This is a genomic window from Micrococcus sp. ACRRV (assembly GCF_022346985.1).
In the GTDB taxonomy this organism is placed as follows: domain Bacteria; phylum Actinomycetota; class Actinomycetes; order Actinomycetales; family Micrococcaceae; genus Micrococcus; species Micrococcus porci.
In genome coordinates, this window is record NZ_JAKRNH010000042.1 from 1 (window position 1) to 18,829 (window position 18,829).

Here is an 18,829-nt window from a genome sequence, read left to right on the forward strand (position 1 = left end):
GCCCCCGTCGCACGAGACCCCCAGCCGGCGCCCCGGCACCTGACCCGCCTTCCCCTGGGCCAGGCATCGGAGCGGCGGAGGGGGATCCCGTGGTGCGGAGGCCCACCACGACAGCGCGCATCGGAGCAGGAGGCAGACGTGGACCCGACCCAGCCGCTTCCGCGGGACCGGCACGTCCCGGTCATGCGGGACCGCGTGGTCGACCTGCTCGCGCCCGCCGTGGAGGCGGCCGCCGCGGCCGGTCGCACCCCCGTGGCGGTGGACGGCACCCTCGGCATGGGGGGCCACACGGAGGTCCTCCTGCGCCGGTTCCCCACGCTGCGCGTCGTCGGCATCGACCGCGACCCGAACGCCCTGGCCATGGCGCAGGAGCGCCTCGGCCCGCTGGCGGAGCGCCTCGTGCCGTTCCACGGCACCTACGACCAGGTCCCCGAGGCCCTCGCAGCCGCCGGCGCCGAGCGCATGGACGCCGCGCTCTACGATCTCGGGGTGTCCTCCTACCAGCTCGACGCGCGGGAGCGCGGGTTCGCCTACTCCTACGACGCGCCGCTGGACATGCGCATGGACACGACCGCGCCCGTCACGGCCGCGGATCTCGTGGCCGAGCTCGACGAGCAGTCGCTGCGCCGCATCATCCGCCGGGACGGCGAGGACCGGTTCGCCGGGCCGATCGCCCGCGCGATCGTGCGGGCACGCGAGGAGGAGCCGATCCTCACGACCGGCCGGCTCGTCGACGTCATCCGGGCGGTCGTCCCGGTCTCCGCGGGCAACAAGGGCGGCCACCCGGCCAAGCGCACCTTCCAGGCCCTGCGGATCGCCGTGAACGAGGAGCTGGACATCCTCGACGCCGCCGTCCCCGCGGTCCTGGACGCCCTGGAGGTCGGCGGGCGGCTGGTCGTCATGAGCTACCACTCCCTCGAGGACAGGATCGCGAAGCGGCACCTCCAGGAGTGGGCGGCGTCGACCGCGCCGCCGGGGTTCCCCGTGGAGCTGCCCGAGCACCGGCCGCTGGTGAAGGTCCTCACCCGGGGCACGGAGAAGCCCACGGAGGAAGAAATCGAAGAGAACCGCCGCGCCTCCTCCGCGAAGGTGCGTGCAGTTGAGAAGATCAGGACGTCGAGGACCACGGCATGACGGCGTACGAGGAGACCGGGATGAGCGCACAGGCGTGGAGGGACGAGGCGAGGACGGCCTGGCCGCGGACCGGGGCGACCCCGGAACGCGAGCACCGGCAGCGCACGCCGCTGTCCGTGGTCCCCACGCCGCTGCCCCGCTCGGGCTCCGGCGTGGCCGTGCTGTGCGGACTGGTGCTGCTCGTGGCGCTCGGCCTCGTCCTGGTGATGAACATCACCATGTCCAACCGGCAGTTCACCCTGCTGGACCTGCGCGCCCAGCAGACCACCCTCACGGAGACCAACGAGCGCCTCGCAGAGCAGGCCGGCTACCTCGACGCGCCCCAGAACCTGGCGGCGCGGGCCGGGGCCATGGGCATGGTCAGCCCGGGCGCCACCTCCACCGTGGACGTGGCGTCCGGCGCCGTGGCGGGGCCCTCCACGGGCGCCGGGTCGACGACCCTGCCCGAGGGCCGCATCGCCCCGCCCGCCGACGCCGACCTCGCCCGCCAGGGCGAGGCCCAGGGGCAGATCCCGGGCCCGCGCACCGTGGACCCGGCCGCTCCCGCCGCGGCCCCGTCCGGGGAGACCGCCCCGACCCCGGCGCCCACGGACGCCCCCGCCGGCCGCTGATGCCGGTCTCCCGCTCCCGCGTGAGCGGCGCGGGCTCCCGCACCGCACCGCCGACCGGCACGGCCCGGGTCCGGTCGCGGACCGTCCTGCTGCTGCTCCTGGCCCTGGTGACCGTGCTCGGCCTCCGCCTGGTCTGGGTCCAGGGCATCGACGCCTCGGGCGCGGCCGCCACCGCCATGAGCGAGCGCCTCAAGACGCAGGAGATCCGCCCGGAGCGCGGCGCCATCACCGACCGCGACGGGGCGGTGCTGGCCTCCACCGTGCGCCGCTACGACATCGTCGTGGACCAGCGCCTGGTCAAGGACTTCAAGGAGTGGGACGCGGAGAAGCGCCAGAGCGTGCTCGTGTCGATCGACTCCCGCCTGTCCAGCCTGGCGGAGGCCCTGGGCATGAGCGAGGACGAGGTGCGCGCCGCCGCGATCGGCGACCGTCCCTGGGCCGTGCTCAAGCGCTCCGTGACCCCGGAGGTCCGCGACCGCGTCCTCGCCCTGAAGGTCCCCGGCGTCCTCGCCGATGCGGTGGACCGCCGCACCTATCCCAGCGGGGCGGTCGCCGGCAGCCTCGTGGGCTTCATGAGCTCCGACGGCACGCCCCTCGAGGGCCTGGAGAAGAGCCAGGACGCCGTCCTGTCCGGCACGCCCGGCACCCGCACGTTCGAGGTCGGGGCGACCGGCATCCGCATCCCCAACGCACCCGAGGACGTCACCCCAGCGGTCGACGGCGCGACCCTCCGCCTCACGCTGGACAAGGACGCCCAGTGGTACGCCCAGGAGGCGATGGCCCGGCTCGCGGACACCTACTCCGCGCAGTGGGCCAACGCCGTCGTCATGGACGCGAAGACGGGGGAGGTCCTGGCCCTCGCGGACTCCGCGACCGTGGACCCGGGGGACCCGCAGGCCGCGGACGCGCGGGCCCGCACCCCCGGCGTCGTGTACACGCCCTACGAGCCCGGCTCCACCGGCAAGACGGCGACCATGGCCGCGGCCCTCGACATGGGCCTGGTCACCCCGGAGACCGGCCTGGAGGTCCCGGACCGGCTGGAGTTCAAGGGGCAGCCGCCCATCCGCGACGCCTCCCCGCACGAGACCTACACGATGACCGTGGCGGGAGTGTACGCCCGCTCCTACAACACCGGCACCGTGATGGTGGCGGAGAAGATGTCCGACGAGCAGCGCTACGAGTACATGCGCTCGTTCGGGATCGGCCGGCCGATCGACCTCGGACTGCCCCAGCCCGCCCGCAGCGTCCTCGCGGCGCCGGGGGACTGGGACGGCCGCCAGCGCCTGGTCACCGCGTTCGGCCAGGGCTACACGGTCACCACGCTGCACACGGCCCAGATGTTCCAGGCCATCGCCAACGGCGGCGTCCTCGAGCCGGCCCGCCTGATCGCGGCCACGGTCGGTGCGGACGGCACGGAGCACCGCTGGGACCCCGGGGTCGCCTCCCGCCGCGTGGTCTCCGAGCAGACGGCCGAGGAGATGCTGCGCATGATGGAGACCGTGGTCACCCAGGGCACCTCCACGGTGGCCCAGCTGCCTGGCTACCGGGTCGGCGGCAAGTCCTCCACCGCGCAGGTCGCCGGGGAGACCGGCACCTACGACGGCTACAACTATGGCTTCACCGCGGTCGCGCCGCTGGACGATCCCCGCTACGTGGTCTCGGTGTCCATGAACCGGCCCTCGGCGGGCGGCAGCTCCAAGGTGGTGGCGGCCGCGGCCGCGGACGTGATGCAGCACATGCTTCGCCAGGGCGGGGTGCCGCCCGGCGGCGCCGAGCCGGACGACTACCGCGTGTTCGTGGACGACCCGCAGGAGCGCCCGTGGTGAGCACGACGTCAGCAGCAGCAGACCAGGAGGACCAGATGACCGACGACGCCCCCCAGACGACGGCGCCCCTCACCCCCGCCGAGCAGGACGCGGCCTTCCGCCCCGCCGCCGTGACCCCGGTGGCGTGGGCCGAGGTGGCCGCCGCCCTGCGCGCCGCCGGCCAGGACGTCCGCGAGCGGTCCGCCGCCGCGGCCCCCGCGGTCACCGGCGCTGCCCTGGACTCGCGTGTCGTGCGCCCGGGAGACCTCTACGTGGCGCTGCCGGGCGCCCGCGCCCACGGCGCCGCGTTCGCGGCGGCGGCCCGCGAAGCCGGTGCGGCGGGGGTGCTGACGGACGGGGACGGCGTCGCACTGCTCGCGGAGCAGGGGCTGGACGACCTTCCCGTCCTCGAGGTGGAGTCAGTGCGGGCGGCCGCCGGCGTGGCCGCGGCCCGGATCTACGGCGGCGGCCCCGACGCCGGCCCTCGGCTCCTCGGGGTGACCGGGACCAACGGCAAGACGACCACCAGCTTCCTGGCGGCGTCGATCGTGGAGGCCCTGGGAGAGCGCTCCGGCATCATCGGCACCATCCTCACGCGCGCCGGCGACCGGCAGGTCCCCTCGACCCTCACGACCCCGGAGTCCACCCAGCTGCACGCACTGATGGCGCTGATGCGCCAGGAGGGCGTGGACACGGCGGTGATGGAGGTGTCCTCCCATGCCGTGGAGTACCGGCGGATCGCCGGGCTGCACTACGCGGTGGCCGGGTTCACGAACCTCACGCAGGACCACCTGGACCAGCACGGGACCATGGAGGGCTACTTCCGGGCCAAGCTCGGCCTGTTCGAGGCCGACCGCACGGACCGCGCCGTCGTCGTCCTGGACGGCGGCGAGGGGCCCCGCTGGGGCGTGGAGACGGCCCGCCGGGCCGGCGCCCCCGTGACCACCCTGGCCCTCGGGGCCGCCTCGCCGACCCCGGGCGCCCTCGCGGAGGAGCACCCGGACGTCGTCCCGGACTGGCAGGTGACGGACCTCGTCGCCGACGGGCTCGGCCACCGGTTCGCCCTCGTGCACGCGGCCACCGGCCGGCGGCTCCCGGCGTCGGTGGGCCTGCCGGGCCTGTTCAACGTGGCCAACGCCGCGCTGGCCGCCCTCATGGTGCTCGAGTCCTTCGGGGAGGACCGCCTGGACGAGCTCGCCGCGGTGCTGGACGTCCCCGCCGGCACCGGCCCCCTGGCTGCCGCGGTGCCCGGCCGCATGGAGGTCGTCGGCCGGGAGCCGGACGCCGTCGTCGACTTCGCGCACAATCCGGACGGCATGGTCCAGGCCCTGCGCGCCCTGGGCGACGCGCGGGCCGCCGCCGGCCGTGCGGGCCGCACCCTGATCGTGTTCGGCGCCGCGGGCGACCGCGACGCCACGAAGCGGCCCCTCATGGGCCGGATCGCGGCCGAGCACGCGGACGTCGTGATCGTCACCGACGACACCCCGCACACGGAGGACCCCGCGCCGATCCGCGCGCAGCTGCTCGAGGGGGCCCGGGAGGAGGCGGCCCGCGCCGCCGCGGCGGGGCGCGAGGTGCGGGTGGAGGAGTTCGCCGACCGCGCCGCGGCCATCCGCCGCGCCGCGGAGCTCGCCGCTCCGGAGGACGGCATCCTCGTGGCCGGTCGCGGCCACGAGACCGAGATGGACTACGACGGCACGCTCGTGCCGCTCGACGACCGCGTCGCCCTCCGCGACGCGCTGGCCGCGCGTCGCCCGGGCGACGCCCAGGAGCCCGGCGTCCCCGGGGGTAAGGTCGCAGGCAAATGATCGCACTCACCGCCGCCCAGATCGCCGAGGCCGTCTCAGGCACGCTGTCCTCCACCCTGGACCCGGAGACCGTCCTCGTGCACGTCACGCCCGACTCCCGCGAGGTCGCGGGGGAGGGCACCCTCTACGTCGCCAAGCCGGGCGAGCACGCCGACGGCCACGACTACATCGACGCCGCCCTCGCGGCCGGCGCGTCCGCGGTGCTGGCCGAGCGGCCCACGCAGGACGCCGACGGCGCCGCGCACCCTGCCATCCTCGTCGCCGACGCGGTGCTCGCGATGGGCGCGCTGGCCCGCGAGGTGGTCCGGCGCATCCGCGAGCACTCGCCGACCACGGTCATCGGCATCACGGGCTCGGCGGGCAAGACCACGACCAAGGACCTCCTCGCCGCGCTGCTGTCCACCCAGGGGCCCACCGTGGCCCCGGTCGGCTCGTTCAACGGGGAGGTCGGCGTGCCCCTGACGGTGTTCCGCGCCGCGCTGGACACCCGCTACCTCGTCGTGGAGATGGGCGCCGACCACGTCGGCAACATCGCCTACCTGTGCGACGTCGTAACCCCGGACATCGGCGTGGTGCTCATGGTGGGCACCGCCCACGCCGGCAGCTTCGGCGGCGTGGAGAACATCGCGAAGACCAAGGGCGAGCTGGTGGAGGCCCTCGGCCCGGACGGCGTCGCCGTGCTCAACCGCGACGACGGCCGCGTGGCCGCCATGGCCTCCCGCACGCAGGCCCCGGTCGTGTGGTTCTCCACCGAGGAGTCGGGCGCCGCGGCGGCCGCCGAGGACGTGGCCGCCGGCCGCGCGTCGGGCCTCGCCGTGGCCCGTGCCCTCACCGCGGACGCCGAGGAGCGCCCCGTGTTCGACCTGCAGCTGGGTGCCGACCTGGACGCCCCGCGCCACGCCGTGCGCGCCGGCCTGACCGGCCTGCACCACGCCCACAACATGCTCGCGGCGGCGGCCGCCGCGCAGGCCGCGGGAATGGACCCCGCGGACATCGCCCGCGGCCTCGACGGCCTCGGCCCCACGAGCCGCCACCGCATGGAGCGCACCGAGCGCGCCGACGGCGTGAGCATCATCAACGACGCCTACAACGCCAACCCCGAGTCCATGCGCGCCGCCCTGCGGACCCTGGCCACCCTCGGCCGGTCCTCGGGCCGGCGCACGTGGGCCGTCCTGGGGGAGATGCTCGAGCTCGGCGACGCCCGCATCCGCGAGCACACGCTCGTCGGCGAGTCCGTGGTCCGCCTGAACATCTCCCAGCTCCTCGTGGTGGGCGCCGGCGCGCGCCCCCTCTACATCGGCGCGATGAACGAGGGCAGCTGGGGGGACGAGGCGCACTTCGTCGACGACGTCGAGCAGGCCGAGGCCTTCCTGGCCGAGGCCCTCCAGCCCGGGGACATCGTGCTCGTGAAGTCCTCCAACGGCGTCGGCCTGGCCGCCCTCGGCGACCGCCTGGCCGCCGCCGACGTCACCCCCTCGACCGCCTCCCCCTCCGACACCACCAAGGAGACGCGCCCGTGATCGGTCTGCTCATCGGAGGCGTCCTCGGCCTCATCCTCTCCGGCCTCGGCACGCCCCTGTTCATCCGGTACCTCGTCAAGCGGGGCTACGGCCAGCAGGTGCGCGATGACGGCCCGCAGACGCACAAGTCGAAGCGCGGCACGCCGACCATGGGCGGCTTCGTGATCATCTCGGCGCTCGTGCTCGGCTACCTCCTCACGCACGGGATCCTCGCGTTGCTCGGCTCCGAGCTCGCCGGCCCCACGGCGTCGGGCTGGATCGTGCTGCTGCTCACCGTGGGCATGGCGTTCGTGGGCTGGATCGACGACTACACGAAGATCGCCAAGCAGCGCTCCCTGGGCCTCACCCCCAAGGGAAAGATCATCCTGCAGGGCCTGATCGGCACCGCGTTCGCCGTGCTCGCCCTGCTCTTCCCGAACGCGGACGGCGTGACCCCCGCGTCGACGGCGGTCTCCTTCGTCCGGGACATCCCGTGGCTCGAGCTCGCGTTCGCGGGCCCGGTGGTGGGCGTGGTCCTGTTCGTGATCTGGTCCAACATCATCACCACCGCCACCACCAATGCGGTGAACCTGACGGACGGCCTCGACGGCCTGGCCACCGGCGCCACCGCCATGGTCACCGGCGCGTACGTGCTCGTCTCGCTGTTCCAGGCGAGCCAGTCCTGCGGTCTCACCGAGGGCGCGGAGGCCTGCTACGTGGTGCGCGACCCCATGGACCTGGGCCTGCTCGCCGCGGTCCTCACGGGCGCGCTCCTCGGCTTCCTCTGGTGGAACACGTCCCCGGCCAAGATCTTCATGGGCGACACCGGGTCCCTCGGCCTCGGCGGCGCCCTCGCCGGCCTGGCGATCCTCTCCCGCACCGAGATCCTCGTGGTCATCCTGGCGGGCCTGATGGTGGCCATCACCCTCTCGGTGATCATCCAGGTCGGGTGGTTCAAGATCTCCGGCGGCAAGCGCGTGTTCCTCATGGCGCCCCTGCAGCACCACTTCGAGCTCAAGGGCTGGGCCGAGGTCACCGTGGTGGTCCGGTTCTGGCTGGTCTCCCTGGTCTGCGTGATCATCGGCCTGGCCCTGTTCTACGGCGAGTGGCTCCTGCAGCACGGCGCCCTCCAGGCGGTGGCCCGATGAGCGCCCCCGTGATGCGCCCGCACGCCGACACGGACCGCACCCGCGGCCTGCGCACCTGGGACGACGCCGGCTGGGCCGGCCTGCGCGTGGTCGTCACCGGGCTCGGCGTCTCCGGGTTCTCCGCCGCCGACACGCTGGCCGAGCTCGGCGCGCGCGTCGTCGTCGTGGACGGCCGCGACTCCCCGGAGAACCGCGCCAAGGCGGACACCCTGCGGATCGTGGGCGTGGCCGACGTGCTCCTCTCGGAGGACGCGACGCATTCCCTCCCCGAGGTGGACGGCGAGCGCCCGGACCTGGTCGTGACCTCCCCGGGCTGGCGGCCGGACCAGCCGCTGCTCATGGCGGCCCACCAGGCGGGCCTGCCGATCTGGTCGGACGTGGAGTTGGCCTGGCGCGTGCGCGAGCGCGCCGGCCGCCGCACCGCCGACTGGGTGTGCCTGACAGGCACCAACGGCAAGACCACCACCGTGACCATGGTCGAGGCCATCCTGCGGGCCGACGGCCGCCGCGCCCTGGCGTGCGGCAACGTCGGCACCCCCGTGCTCGACGCGGTCCGGGACCCGGAGGGCTTCGACACGCTGGCCCTCGAGCTCTCCAGCTTCCAGCTGCACTGGACCCACTCGATCGTCCCCGCCTCCTCGGCGGTCCTGAACCTGGCCGAGGACCACGTCGACTGGCACGGATCGATGGAGGAGTACGCCGCCGCCAAGGGGAAGGTCTACGAGCGCACCACCGTGGCGTGCGTGTTCAATGAGGCCGACGCGCTGACGCGCACCCTGGTGGAGCGTGCCGACGTCGCCGAGGGCTGCCGGGCGGTCGGGTTCACCACGGACACCCCCGGGCTCTCCGACGTGGGCGTCGTGGACGGGATCATCGTGGACCGCGCGTTCCTGGAGAACCGCCGCCACGAGGCGATCGCCCTCGCCGAGCGGTCCGACCTCGGCGCCGTGGCCCCGCGCCACACCGTGGCCAACGCCTGCGCCGCGGCCGCGCTGACCCGCGCCGTGGGCGTGTCCCCGGAGGCCGTCGCGGAGGGGCTGCGCTCCTACGACCGTGGCGAGCACCGCATCCAGCTCGTGGCGACCTCCCGCGACGTCATGTGGGTCAACGACTCCAAGGCGACCAACCCGCACGCCGCGGACGCGTCGCTGGCCGCGTTCTCGTCGGTCGTGTGGATCGCCGGCGGCCTGCCCAAGGGCGTCACCTACGACGAGCTCGTCTCCGCCCATGCCGGCCGGCTCCGCGAGGTCATCCTGCTCGGCACGGACACGTCCGAGCTGCGCCGCGCCCTGGCCGCGCACGCCCCCGAGGTCCCCGTCCACGCGCCGCTCGCCGACGCCGACGGGCACGGCTCCCCGGACGGACGGGCCGTCATGGCCGAGGCCGTCCGCCTCGCCGACGCCCACGCCCGCCCCGGCGACACCGTGCTGATGGCCCCCGCGGCGGCGTCGATGGACCAGTTCCGCTCCTACGCGGAGCGGGGCGACGCATTCATCGCCGCCGTGGCCGAGCTCATGCACGAGCACGGCTGGGACGTCGACTCCGAGGCCGACGCGTCGGCCTGACCGCCCGCACCGAGCAGACCAGGAGCCCCATGCCGTCCACCGCCACCCGCCCCGAGGCGTCCTCGCGTGCCAGCGCCCGGACCGCCGTGCGCCCGCGCCTGGCCGGGTTCTGGGGCGCGCTCGAGGGCCGGCGGGCCCTGGACTGGGCCGCCCTGCTGATCGGGCTGTGCACCGCCGTCCTGACGGTGCTCGGCCTGGTCATGGTGCTCTCCGCCTCGTCGGTGGAGGCCATCTCCAGCTCCGGCGGATCCTACGGCCTGTTCCTGCGCCAGGGCGGATGGGCCCTCGGTGGGGCCGTCCTGCTGGCCGTCCTCCGCCGCCTGCCTGTCGACCTGTACCGCCGCCTCGCGTGGGCCGCCTACCTGTTCGCGTTCCTGCTCCTGGCGCTCGTGGCCTTCACCCCGCTGGGCAAGGAGGTGAACGGCAACACCAACTGGCTCCAGCTCGGCCCGGTCACGTTCCAGCCCTCGGAGGCGGCCAAGCTCGCCATGGCGCTCTGGGCGGCCGCCGTGCTGCAGCGCAAGGAGCGGCTGGTCCACCTGGTCTCGCATGCGCTCGTGCCCGTGCTGCCGTTCGGCGTGGCCCTGATCCTGCTGGTGCTCAAGGGGCGCGACCTCGGCACCGCCCTCATCCTGGCCTTCATCCTCGCCGTCATCCTGTTCGTCGCCGGCACCCCCGGCCGGGTGTTCGCCGTCCTCGCGGGGATCGGCGTCGTCGCGGCGCTGGGGATGACCGTGTTCGCGGCCAACCGCATGGAGCGCGTCCAGGCGTGGCTCTTCGGCTGCGAGGGGCTGCAGGGCGACCCCTGCATGCAGCCGGACCACGGCATCTACGCGCTGGCCTCCGGCGGCTGGTGGGGCGTGGGCCTCGGGCAGTCCCGCCAGAAGTGGAACTACATCCCCGAGGCGGAGAACGACTTCATCTTCACCATCCTCGGTGAGGAGCTCGGGCTCGTCGGCACGCTGCTGGTGCTCGCCTGCTTCGTGGGACTGGCCGTCGGGATGTACCGGGTGGCGGCCGGCGCGTCGTCCACCTTCGTGCGGCTCGCGACGTGGGGCATCCTGGCGTGGATCGTCGGCCAGGCGGCGATGAACATCGCGATGGTCACCGGCCTGCTGCCCGTGGTCGGCGTGCCGCTGCCCTTCATCTCCTATGGTGGATCTGCGCTGACCCTGTCGCTGGCGGCCGTCGGCGTGGTGCTCTCCTTCGCACGCCACGAGCGGGACCTGCTGCCCGCCGCGGAGGCGTCCGCCGCCGACCCCGCCTCGTCCGCCTCACCCCAGGAGTCCCGATGACCACCCCGAACGACGCCTCCCGCCCGCTGCGCGTGGTCCTGGCCGGCGGCGGCACCGCCGGCCACATCTCACCGATGCTCGCCATCGCCCGGGCGCTGGGCCGTCAGGACCCGTCCACGGTGTGCACGATGGTCGGCACCGCCTCCGGGATGGAGACCCGGCTGGTGCCCCAGGCCGGGTACGAGCTGGACTTCGTCGAGCGGGTGCCCATGCCCCGCCGACCCTCCATGGACGTCGTGCGGTTCCCCGGGCGCTTCCAGGCCTCCGTCCGGCAGGCCGGGGAGATCCTCCGCCGCCGCGGCGCGGACGTGCTCGTCGGCGTCGGCGGCTACGTGTCCACGCCGATGTACCTCGCCGCCTCCCGCGCCGGCGTGCCCGTCGTCGTCCACGAGGCCAACGCGCGGCCGGGACTGGCCAACCGGGTGGGCGCGCTGCGCGCCGCCCGCGTGGGCACCGCCCTGCCGGACACCCGCCTGCCGAAGGCGCAGTGGGTCGGCATGCCCATGCGCCCGGAGATCTCCGGCCTGGACCGCGCCGCGGCCCGGGACGCCGCCCGCGCCGAGCTGGGCCTCGACCCGGAGCGGACCACGGTCGTCGTGACCGGTGGCAGCTCCGGCGCCCTGAACGTGAACCGGACCGTGCGGGAGAGCCTGGACGACCTCCTCGGCGCCGGCCTGCAGGTGTTCCACCTGACCGGCCGCGGCAAGGAGCTCACGGATGAGGCCGGCCAGCGCGTGACGCGCCCCGGCTACGTGCAGCGCGAGTACCTCGACGGCATGGAGAAGGCCTACGCCGCCGCCGACCTGATCGTCGCCCGCTCCGGTGCCGGCACGGTCTGCGAGATCGCCGCCGTGGGCCTGCCCGCCGTCTTCGTGCCCCTGCCCGTGGGCAACGGCGAGCAGGCGCTCAACGCCCGCCCCGTGGTCGACGCCGGCGGGGCCCTGCTGGTGCGGGACGAGACGTTCCGCGCCGACTGGGTGCGCCGGGAGCTGATCCCCCTGGCCACCGACCCCCAGCGCCTCGCCGCCATGGGAGAGGCCGCCGCGCGCCTGGGCGTGCGCGACGCCGACGTCAGGACGGCCGACCTCGTGCGCGAGGCGGCCCGGGAAGGAGCCCGCCGATGACCACGCAGCAGACCCCCGAGGAGCGCGCCCGCCGGGAGCGCGTCGCGGCGCTGGGCCGGGTGCACCTGCTCGGCATCGGCGGGGTGGGCGTGTCCGGCGTGGCCCGCATCCTGCAGGACCAGGGCGTCGCGATCTCCGGCTCGGACGCCAAGGACCTCCCGGTCATGCACGACCTCGCCGCCGGCGGGGCGCGGATCACCGTGGGCTACGACGCCGCGCACGTCGGCGACGACGTCACCACCGTGATCGCCTCGTCCATCGCCGGTCCGGGCAACCCGGAGCACGACGCCGCGGTGGCCCGCGGGCTGCGCGTGCTGCACCGCTCCGAGGGCCTGGCATTGGCCATGGAGGGCCACCGTGTCCTCGCCGTGGCGGGCACGCACGGCAAGACCACCACCTCCTCCATGGCCGCCATGGCGTTCACCGACGCCGGCTGGGACCCCACGTTCGCGGTCGGCGCCGCCGTCGCCGGGCTGGGCACCAACGCCCGTGCGGGCGCCGGGGAGTGGTTCGTGGCGGAGGCCGACGAGTCCGACGGCACCCTGGTGAACTACCCGACGACGATCGCCGTGGTCACCACCGTCGAGGCGGACCACCTCGACCACTACGGCACCGAGGAGGCCGTGCACGAGGTGTTCCGCGTCTTCGCCGGACAGCTGCCCGCGGCGGAGGACGGCGGCGCCCTCGTGGCCTGCCTCGACGATGAGGGCGCGGCAGGCCTGGCGGCGTGGGCGCATGAGCACGCCCGGGCCGCGGTGGTGACTTACGGCACGGGGCCGCGCGACGGCGTCGAGCCGGACCTGCTGGTCGACGGCGTCACCGTGGAGCCGGGGGAGTCCGGCGTGGGGCAGCGCGCCCGCTTCACCCTCGCGGACGGCACGTCCGCCGAGGTGCGACTGCAGGTCCCGGGCCGGCACAACGCCCTGAACGCCGCCGCCGTCGCCCTGGCGGCGGTCCGCGCCGGCATGTCGCTCCGAGAGGCCGTTCACGGGCTGGAGCAGTTCCGCGGCACGGCCCGGCGGTTCGAGTTCCGGGGCGCCGAGCGTGGAGTCCGCGTCTTCGACGACTACGCGCACCACCCGACCGAGGTGGTCGCCGCCGTCTCCGCGGCTCGGGCCGTGGCCGGCGAGGGCCGCGTCCACGTCCTGTTCCAGCCGCACCTGTTCTCCCGGACCCGGGACTTCGCGGCGGAGTTCGCCGCGGCGCTCTCCGGCGCGGACCGGGTGCGCGTGCTGCCCGTGTACGCGGCGCGCGAGGAGCCCATGGAGGGCGTCGACGCGACCCTCATCACCCGGGCCCTCACCACGCCGGACCCCGCGGACCGCACGGTCGCGGTCGACCGGGCGGCCGCGGTCCGCGAGCTCGCCGCCGGCGCCCGCGAGGGCGACGTCATCCTCACCATGGGCGCGGGCGACGTGACGGCCCTGGGGCCGGACCTCGTGGCGGCGCTCGCCGCGGACCCGTCCGTCGACGCGTGAGCCGGCGGGGTCGTCGCGCAGGGTCCGGCACCGGATCCACGGTGGTGGCCTTCCCGGGGCGCTCGGCCCGGGAGCGCCGCCGCCGACGCGCGGGCATGCTGGCCGCGGTGTTCGCGGCGCTGGCCCTGGCCGCGTGGGCGGTGTTCGCGTCGCCCCTCCTGGCCGTCGACCGGATCGACGTGACCGGCACGCGCCTGGTGGACCGTGCCGCGGTGGAGGAGCGGGTGGCGCCGCTGCGGGGGGTCCCCTTGCCGCGCATCGGCTCCTCCTCCGCGGGGGATCTGCTCTCCGGCATGCCGGGCGTCGCGTCGGCGAGGACCGTCGCCGTGCCGCCCACGGCCCTGGAGGTGCGCATCGAGGAGCTGGCGCCGGTGGCGCGCTCCGCCGGCGGCGACCGGGCGCAGGTGCTCCTCGAGGACGGCTCCGTGCTCGGCTCCGTCCCGGTCTCGGCCCTCCCGGGGGAGGGCGAGGAGGGAGGGGCGCTGCCGTCGGCCCCGGAGGCGCTCCTCACGGCCGGTCCCGACGTGCGCGCCTCGGCGGCCACCGTCCTGCGCGCCCTGCCGGACGGCGTCCGGGATCGGGTGCGCGGCGTGGATGCGGGGAGCCCCGAGCAGGTGCGGCTCGACCTGGGCGGCGGCCGGACCCTGGTCTGGGGGGACGCGTCCGAACCGGAGCGCAAGGCCGCGGTCGCGCAGGCGCTGCTGGACGGCCTCGAGGACGCGCGCGGGGTGCGTGAGGTGGACGTGTCCGTCCCGGATCGGCCCGTCACGCGCTGATCCGCCTGCAAGGAGCTTCACCTTCGACGTGAGGGTGAACTTCGCAGCCCTCGAGATCTGGCACGGCGGCGTGGGCATCGGCCGATGCCGCGAGGTTCAAGTTTCGCGTGAAGGTGGAGATCAGCACGCCGCCAGGCGCGCCATCATGCGGAATTCTTTGCGTCGCGGGAGGTCCTCCCAGTACGGTGGGATCGAGCACGCGCGCGTCGACCTTCCATTCTGACTTGAAGGCGCCGCCGCCGACCTCGCCCTCGCGACGTGGGCGAGGGCACCGAATCCTCGAGCAAAGGGAATGGACACCGTGGCTGCACCCCAGAACTACCTGGCCGTCATCAAGGTCGTCGGCATCGGCGGCGGCGGCGTCAACGCCGTCAACCGCATGATCGAGGTGGGGCTCCGCGGTGTGGAGTTCATCGCCATCAACACGGACGCCCAGGCGCTCCTGATGTCGGACGCCGACGTCAAGCTGGACGTGGGCCGCGAGCTCACCCGCGGCCTCGGCGCCGGCGCCAACCCCGAGGTCGGTCGCCAGGCCGCCGAGGACCATGCGGAGGAGATCGAGGAGGTCCTGCGGGGGGCCGACATGGTCTTCGTGACCGCGGGCGAGGGCGGCGGCACCGGCACCGGCGGCGCCCCCGTCGTGGCCCGCATCGCCCGCTCGCTGGGCGCCCTGACCATCGGCGTCGTCACCCGCCCGTTCACCTTCGAGGGCCGCCGTCGCGCCGGCTCCGCGGAGAACGGCATCGACGCGCTGCGCGACGAGGTCGACACCCTGATCGTCATCCCGAACGACCGTCTGCTCTCCATCTCGGACCGCAACGTCTCCGTCATGGACGCCTTCCGCCAGGCGGACCAGGTGCTCCTCTCCGGCGTGCAGGGCATCACCGACCTCATCACCACCCCGGGCCTGATCAACCTCGACTTCGCCGATGTGAAGTCCGTGATGCAGGGCGCGGGCTCCGCGCTGATGGGCATCGGCCACGCCCAGGGCGAGGACCGCGCCGTCAAGGCGGCCGAGCTGGCCATCGCGTCCCCGTTGCTCGAGGCGTCCATCGACGGCGCCTACGGCGTGCTGCTCTCCATCCAGGGCGGCTCCGACCTCGGCCTGTTCGAGATCAACGAGGCCGCCCGGCTGGTGCAGGAGGTCGCGCACCCCGAGGCCAACATCATCTTCGGCGCGGTCATCGACGACGCCCTCGGCGACGAGGTCCGCGTCACCGTCATCGCCGCCGGCTTCGACAAGGTGGACGCCACCTCTGCCCCCGCGGCGCCGTTCCAGCAGCAGGCCGCCCCGCAGCGCGCCGCCGCGCCGCAGCAGCCCGCCCAGCAGGCCCAGCAGGCTCCGGTCTCGCAGCAGGCCGCGCCGCAGCGTCCGTCCGTGCCCGGCACCATGCCGCTGAACAGCTCCTCGGCCTTCGGCGGAGCCCCCGCCCAGCCGGCCGCGACTCAGCAGCCCGCCGCCCCGCAGCAGCCCGCCGCGCCGCAGCGGGCCCAGCAGGACCTGCCCACGGTCGTGGAGCCGGAGTTCGGCTCCTCCGACCTCGACGTGCCGGACTTCCTCAAGTGAGCCTCGCGGGAGGGCCGGTCGGGACGCAGCCGGTCCCGTCCGGCCCTTTCGTGCACCGTGAGGACCTCCGTGCCGACGCGCGGGGGCGCGTGGCGCACGTCGCCTGGACCTCCGCCGAGGCCGGCAGCCTCGCGTTCCACATCCTCGGCGCGGAGCAGGAGCAGGCCCGGGCGGACGTCGTCGCGGCCCGCCATCGCGTGGAGGACGCCATGGGTGTGCCGCGCGGATCCGTCTTCTACCTGGAGCAGGTCCACTCGGTGGACGTCGTCACCGCCGGACCCGGCTGGGAGGAGGGCTTCGCGCCCACCGCGGACGCCTCGGTGAGCCCGGACGGCCACACGCCGCTGGCCGTCATGGTCGCCGACTGCCTGCCGGTCGTGTTCGTGGACGGCCTCACGGGGGCGACCGCCGTGGCCCACGCCGGTCGGCGCGGCCTGCTGGACGGGGTCCTGGAGAACACGGTGGACGCCCTGCTCGCGCTGCGCCCCGAGGGCTCCGCGGGGGCCTTCGGCCTCAAGGCGTGGATCGGCCCGGGCATCTCGGGGGAGTCCTACGAGGTCCCGCAGGCCATGCAGGACGAGGCTGTCGCCCGCATCCCCGAGCTGGAGGCGACCACGAGCTGGGGCACGCCGGCCCTGGCCCTGGCCTCGGGCGCCCAGGCGGTCCTGCGGGCGCGGGGCGTGGCCGTCGAGCGCATCGCCCTGGACACCTTCACGGACGAGCGGGTGTTCTCCCATCGGCGTGCGCCGGGTCGGGGCCGGTTCGCCGGGCTCGTCTGGACGACCCCGGCCGACGTCGACCAGGACCACGACGCGGGCGACGCCCGTGGCTGAGCCCCTGCAGGACGACCCGCGCGTCGCCGAGATCGCCGCCGGGCTGGACGCCGTCCGGCGGCGGATCGCGGACGCCGCGGCCGCGGCCGGCCGGGCGGACCTCCCGGAGCTGATCGTCGTGTCGAAGACGCACCCGGCGGAGGACGTGGTCGCCCTCGCGGGTCTGGGTGTGCGGCATGTGGGCGAGAACCGAGACCAGGAGGCACGTCCGAAGGCGGCCGCCGTCGCGGAGGCCCTGGGCGGGGCCGGCGTGCCGGCCCCCGCGTGGCACTTCATCGGGCAGCTGCAGACGAACAAGGCCAAGCACGTGGCCCGCTACGCGTCCGCGGTGCACTCCGTGGACCGGCTGGACCTCGTCGACGCGCTGTCCCGCGCCGTGGTGCTGCGGCGCGAGCGCGAGGGGGCCGACGCCGTGTCGGCGCTGGACTGCCTCGTGCAGGTCGACGTGGACGACCGCGCGGACGAGGACCGCCCGGAGGGCATCGGGCCCCGGGGCGGCGCGGCCCCGGAGGACGTGCCGGAGCTGGCCCGCGCGATCGCCGCCGCCGACGGCCTGCGCCTGCGGGGCCTGATGTGCGTGGCCCCCCGCGCGGCGGACCCTGCGGCGGCGTTCGCCCGGCTCGCGGCGCTGTCCGCCCGGGTCCGTGCGGAGCACCCCGACGCCGACGCCCTCTCCATGGGCATGTCGGGCGACCTCGAGGCCGCCGTGGCCGCGGGGGCGACACACGTCCGGGTGGGCTCGGACATCCTCGGCGCCCGTGGGGCCGTGGGATAGCGTGTGACCCACGTGCCGACACGCGCCCGGCAGCCCCGCGGCGTGACGGCGCGGCACTGGACGACGAACGACGCGCCCCCGCTGGGGGCCGAACCGACGCGGTGGAGGACAGCGACATGGCCGGCGGCCTGAAGAAGACGATGATCTACCTCGGCCTGGCCGACGGGGACGAGTACGACGACGACCCGCGGCACGAGGCCGTGGACGCAGCCCCGCGGCGTGAGCCCGTCGAGGCCCGCCGCGTCGCCGAGCCCGCGCCCCGGCTCGAGCCGGAGGACGAGGAGTTCGACGAGCCGTCGACGCCCTCGCACGCCGGATCCACGGCCGCCGCCGCGGCCGAGCCGGCCCCGCGCCGCGCGGCGTCCCGCCCCGAGACCGCCGACCCGGGCCACCGCGCCCCGGTCACCCCCATCAAGCGAGCCGCCGCCCCGTCGGCCGAAGGAGATGCCGTGCGCACCCTGTCCACCGTCCACCCGCGCTCCTACAACGACGCCAAGCGCATCGGCGAGGCGTTCCGCACGGGCACCCCGGTCATCATGAACGTCACCGACCTCGGCGAGAACGAGGCCAAGCGCCTGGTCGACTTCGCGGCCGGGCTGGTGTTCGGCCTGCACGGGTCCATCTCCCGCATCACGAGCAAGGTGTTCCTGCTCACCCCGTCCTCCGTGGAGGTCGTCGGCGAGGAGCCGCCCGCCGGCCGTGACGGGGACGCGCCCTACGACAACGACTGACCCGTGCAGCTCGTCTTCGCCCTGCTCTACTTCGTCCTCACCGCCTACATGGCGGTGCTGACCGTGCGGATCGTCCTCGACGTGACGCGCTCGTTCGCCCGCTCGTGGCGGCCGTCGGGCCCTGTGCTGGTCGCCGCGAGCGGCGTCTACGCGCTCACCGACCCGCCGCTGCGGGCGCTGCGCCGCCGCATCCCGCCCCTGACCCTCGGCGGGGTCGGCCTGGACGTCGCGTTCCTGGTGGTCTTCCTGGGTGTCGTGCTGCTCCGCGTGCTGGTGCTGACGCTGGCCTGAGCGACGCCGGCGCCGGCCGCCGGGCGCCGCTTGCGGGTCCCCGTCGGCGCAGGGGCCCGGTGGTAGGGTCAAGCATCGTGAGACCGGCGGTGGCCGGCCGCATCCGATCGCCGGCGCCGGCCGATCCGCAGAGAGAGGTGACCGCCTGTGGTGCTGTCCTGGGAAGACGTGGTCAACAAGGAGTTCCAGCTCACGAAGTTCCGTGAGGGCTACGACCGCGAGGAGGTCGAGGACTTCCTCGACGAGGTCGTCGAGGAGCTCAAGCGGCTGACCGAGGAGAACGACCGGCTGCGCTCCGACCTCGACGCGTGCCGTGAGGGCGCACCCGCCCAGGCCGAGGCCTCGGCCCCCGCCGCTGGGGAGGCAGCGCCGGCCCTCCAGGCCCCCGC

At 75.0% G+C, this 18,829-nt stretch carries 17 protein-coding genes; all 17 read left to right on the plus strand.

Going from position 1 to position 18,829, the window contains the following annotated elements; genetic code table 11:
• Positions 1-138: 138 nt before the first annotated feature.
• Positions 139-1,134 carry a 16S rRNA (cytosine(1402)-N(4))-methyltransferase RsmH gene (gene rsmH, locus MHY29_RS06200; RefSeq protein WP_224354666.1) on the plus strand — a complete coding sequence of 332 codons (996 nt, stop codon included), beginning with the start codon at positions 139-141 and terminating at the stop codon, positions 1,132-1,134.
• A gap of 20 nt (positions 1,135-1,154) precedes the next feature.
• The gene (locus MHY29_RS06205) at positions 1,155-1,745 is read left to right on the plus strand and encodes a hypothetical protein (protein WP_239238951.1); all 591 of its coding nucleotides are present in this window, start codon (positions 1,155-1,157) and stop codon (positions 1,743-1,745) included.
• The gene (locus MHY29_RS06210; RefSeq protein WP_239238954.1) at positions 1,745-3,571 is read left to right on the plus strand and encodes a penicillin-binding protein 2; all 1,827 of its coding nucleotides are present in this window, start codon (positions 1,745-1,747) and stop codon (positions 3,569-3,571) included. The genes MHY29_RS06205 and MHY29_RS06210 overlap by 1 nt, the downstream gene beginning before the upstream one ends.
• Positions 3,572-3,606: 35 nt before the next feature.
• Complete coding sequence (locus MHY29_RS06215; protein ID WP_239238957.1) at positions 3,607-5,358, plus strand: Mur ligase family protein; 1,752 nt, start codon at positions 3,607-3,609, stop codon at positions 5,356-5,358.
• Positions 5,355-6,878, plus strand: a complete 1,524-nt coding sequence (gene murF / locus MHY29_RS06220) for a UDP-N-acetylmuramoyl-tripeptide--D-alanyl-D-alanine ligase (protein ID WP_239238960.1) — start codon at positions 5,355-5,357, stop codon at positions 6,876-6,878. The genes MHY29_RS06215 and murF overlap by 4 nt, the downstream gene beginning before the upstream one ends.
• Entirely contained in the window at positions 6,875-8,005 is a 1,131-nt protein-coding gene (mraY, locus tag MHY29_RS06225) for a phospho-N-acetylmuramoyl-pentapeptide-transferase (RefSeq protein ID WP_239238963.1), read from the plus strand. Before murF ends, mraY begins: the two co-directional genes overlap by 4 nt.
• Positions 8,002-9,570 carry a UDP-N-acetylmuramoyl-L-alanine--D-glutamate ligase gene (gene murD / locus MHY29_RS06230; protein ID WP_239238966.1) on the plus strand — a complete coding sequence of 523 codons (1,569 nt, stop codon included), beginning with the start codon at positions 8,002-8,004 and terminating at the stop codon, positions 9,568-9,570. Before mraY ends, murD begins: the two co-directional genes overlap by 4 nt.
• Positions 9,571-9,599: 29 nt before the next feature.
• Complete coding sequence (gene ftsW / locus MHY29_RS06235) at positions 9,600-10,865, plus strand: putative lipid II flippase FtsW (protein ID WP_224354673.1); 1,266 nt, start codon at positions 9,600-9,602, stop codon at positions 10,863-10,865.
• Positions 10,862-11,989, plus strand: coding sequence for an undecaprenyldiphospho-muramoylpentapeptide beta-N-acetylglucosaminyltransferase (gene murG / locus MHY29_RS06240; RefSeq protein WP_239238969.1), 1,128 nt, complete (start codon positions 10,862-10,864; stop codon positions 11,987-11,989). The genes ftsW and murG overlap by 4 nt, the downstream gene beginning before the upstream one ends.
• Positions 11,986-13,467, plus strand: coding sequence for a UDP-N-acetylmuramate--L-alanine ligase (murC, locus tag MHY29_RS06245; RefSeq protein WP_239238972.1), 1,482 nt, complete (start codon positions 11,986-11,988; stop codon positions 13,465-13,467). The genes murG and murC overlap by 4 nt, the downstream gene beginning before the upstream one ends.
• A gap of 41 nt (positions 13,468-13,508) precedes the next feature.
• A complete protein-coding gene (locus MHY29_RS06250; RefSeq protein ID WP_239238975.1) occupies positions 13,509-14,243 on the plus strand; it encodes a cell division protein FtsQ/DivIB in 735 nt (244 codons plus the stop codon).
• A 301-nt stretch (positions 14,244-14,544) separates the two neighbouring features.
• Complete coding sequence (gene ftsZ, locus MHY29_RS06255; protein ID WP_224354677.1) at positions 14,545-15,810, plus strand: cell division protein FtsZ; 1,266 nt, start codon at positions 14,545-14,547, stop codon at positions 15,808-15,810.
• 89 nt (positions 15,811-15,899) lie between these two features.
• A complete protein-coding gene (locus MHY29_RS06260; protein WP_224354678.1) occupies positions 15,900-16,643 on the plus strand; it encodes a polyphenol oxidase family protein in 744 nt (247 codons plus the stop codon).
• Positions 16,636-17,418, plus strand: a complete 783-nt coding sequence (locus MHY29_RS06265) for a YggS family pyridoxal phosphate-dependent enzyme (RefSeq protein ID WP_239238978.1) — start codon at positions 16,636-16,638, stop codon at positions 17,416-17,418. The genes MHY29_RS06260 and MHY29_RS06265 overlap by 8 nt, the downstream gene beginning before the upstream one ends.
• Before the next feature lie 116 nt (positions 17,419-17,534).
• The gene (locus MHY29_RS06270; RefSeq protein WP_224354680.1) at positions 17,535-18,149 is read left to right on the plus strand and encodes a cell division protein SepF; all 615 of its coding nucleotides are present in this window, start codon (positions 17,535-17,537) and stop codon (positions 18,147-18,149) included.
• A 3-nt stretch (positions 18,150-18,152) separates the two neighbouring features.
• Complete coding sequence (locus MHY29_RS06275) at positions 18,153-18,440, plus strand: YggT family protein (RefSeq protein ID WP_224354681.1); 288 nt, start codon at positions 18,153-18,155, stop codon at positions 18,438-18,440.
• Between the two features lie 147 nt (positions 18,441-18,587).
• Positions 18,588-18,829 (plus strand): DivIVA domain-containing protein (locus MHY29_RS06280; protein ID WP_239238981.1); only part of this gene is annotated, 242 nt, incomplete at its 3' end.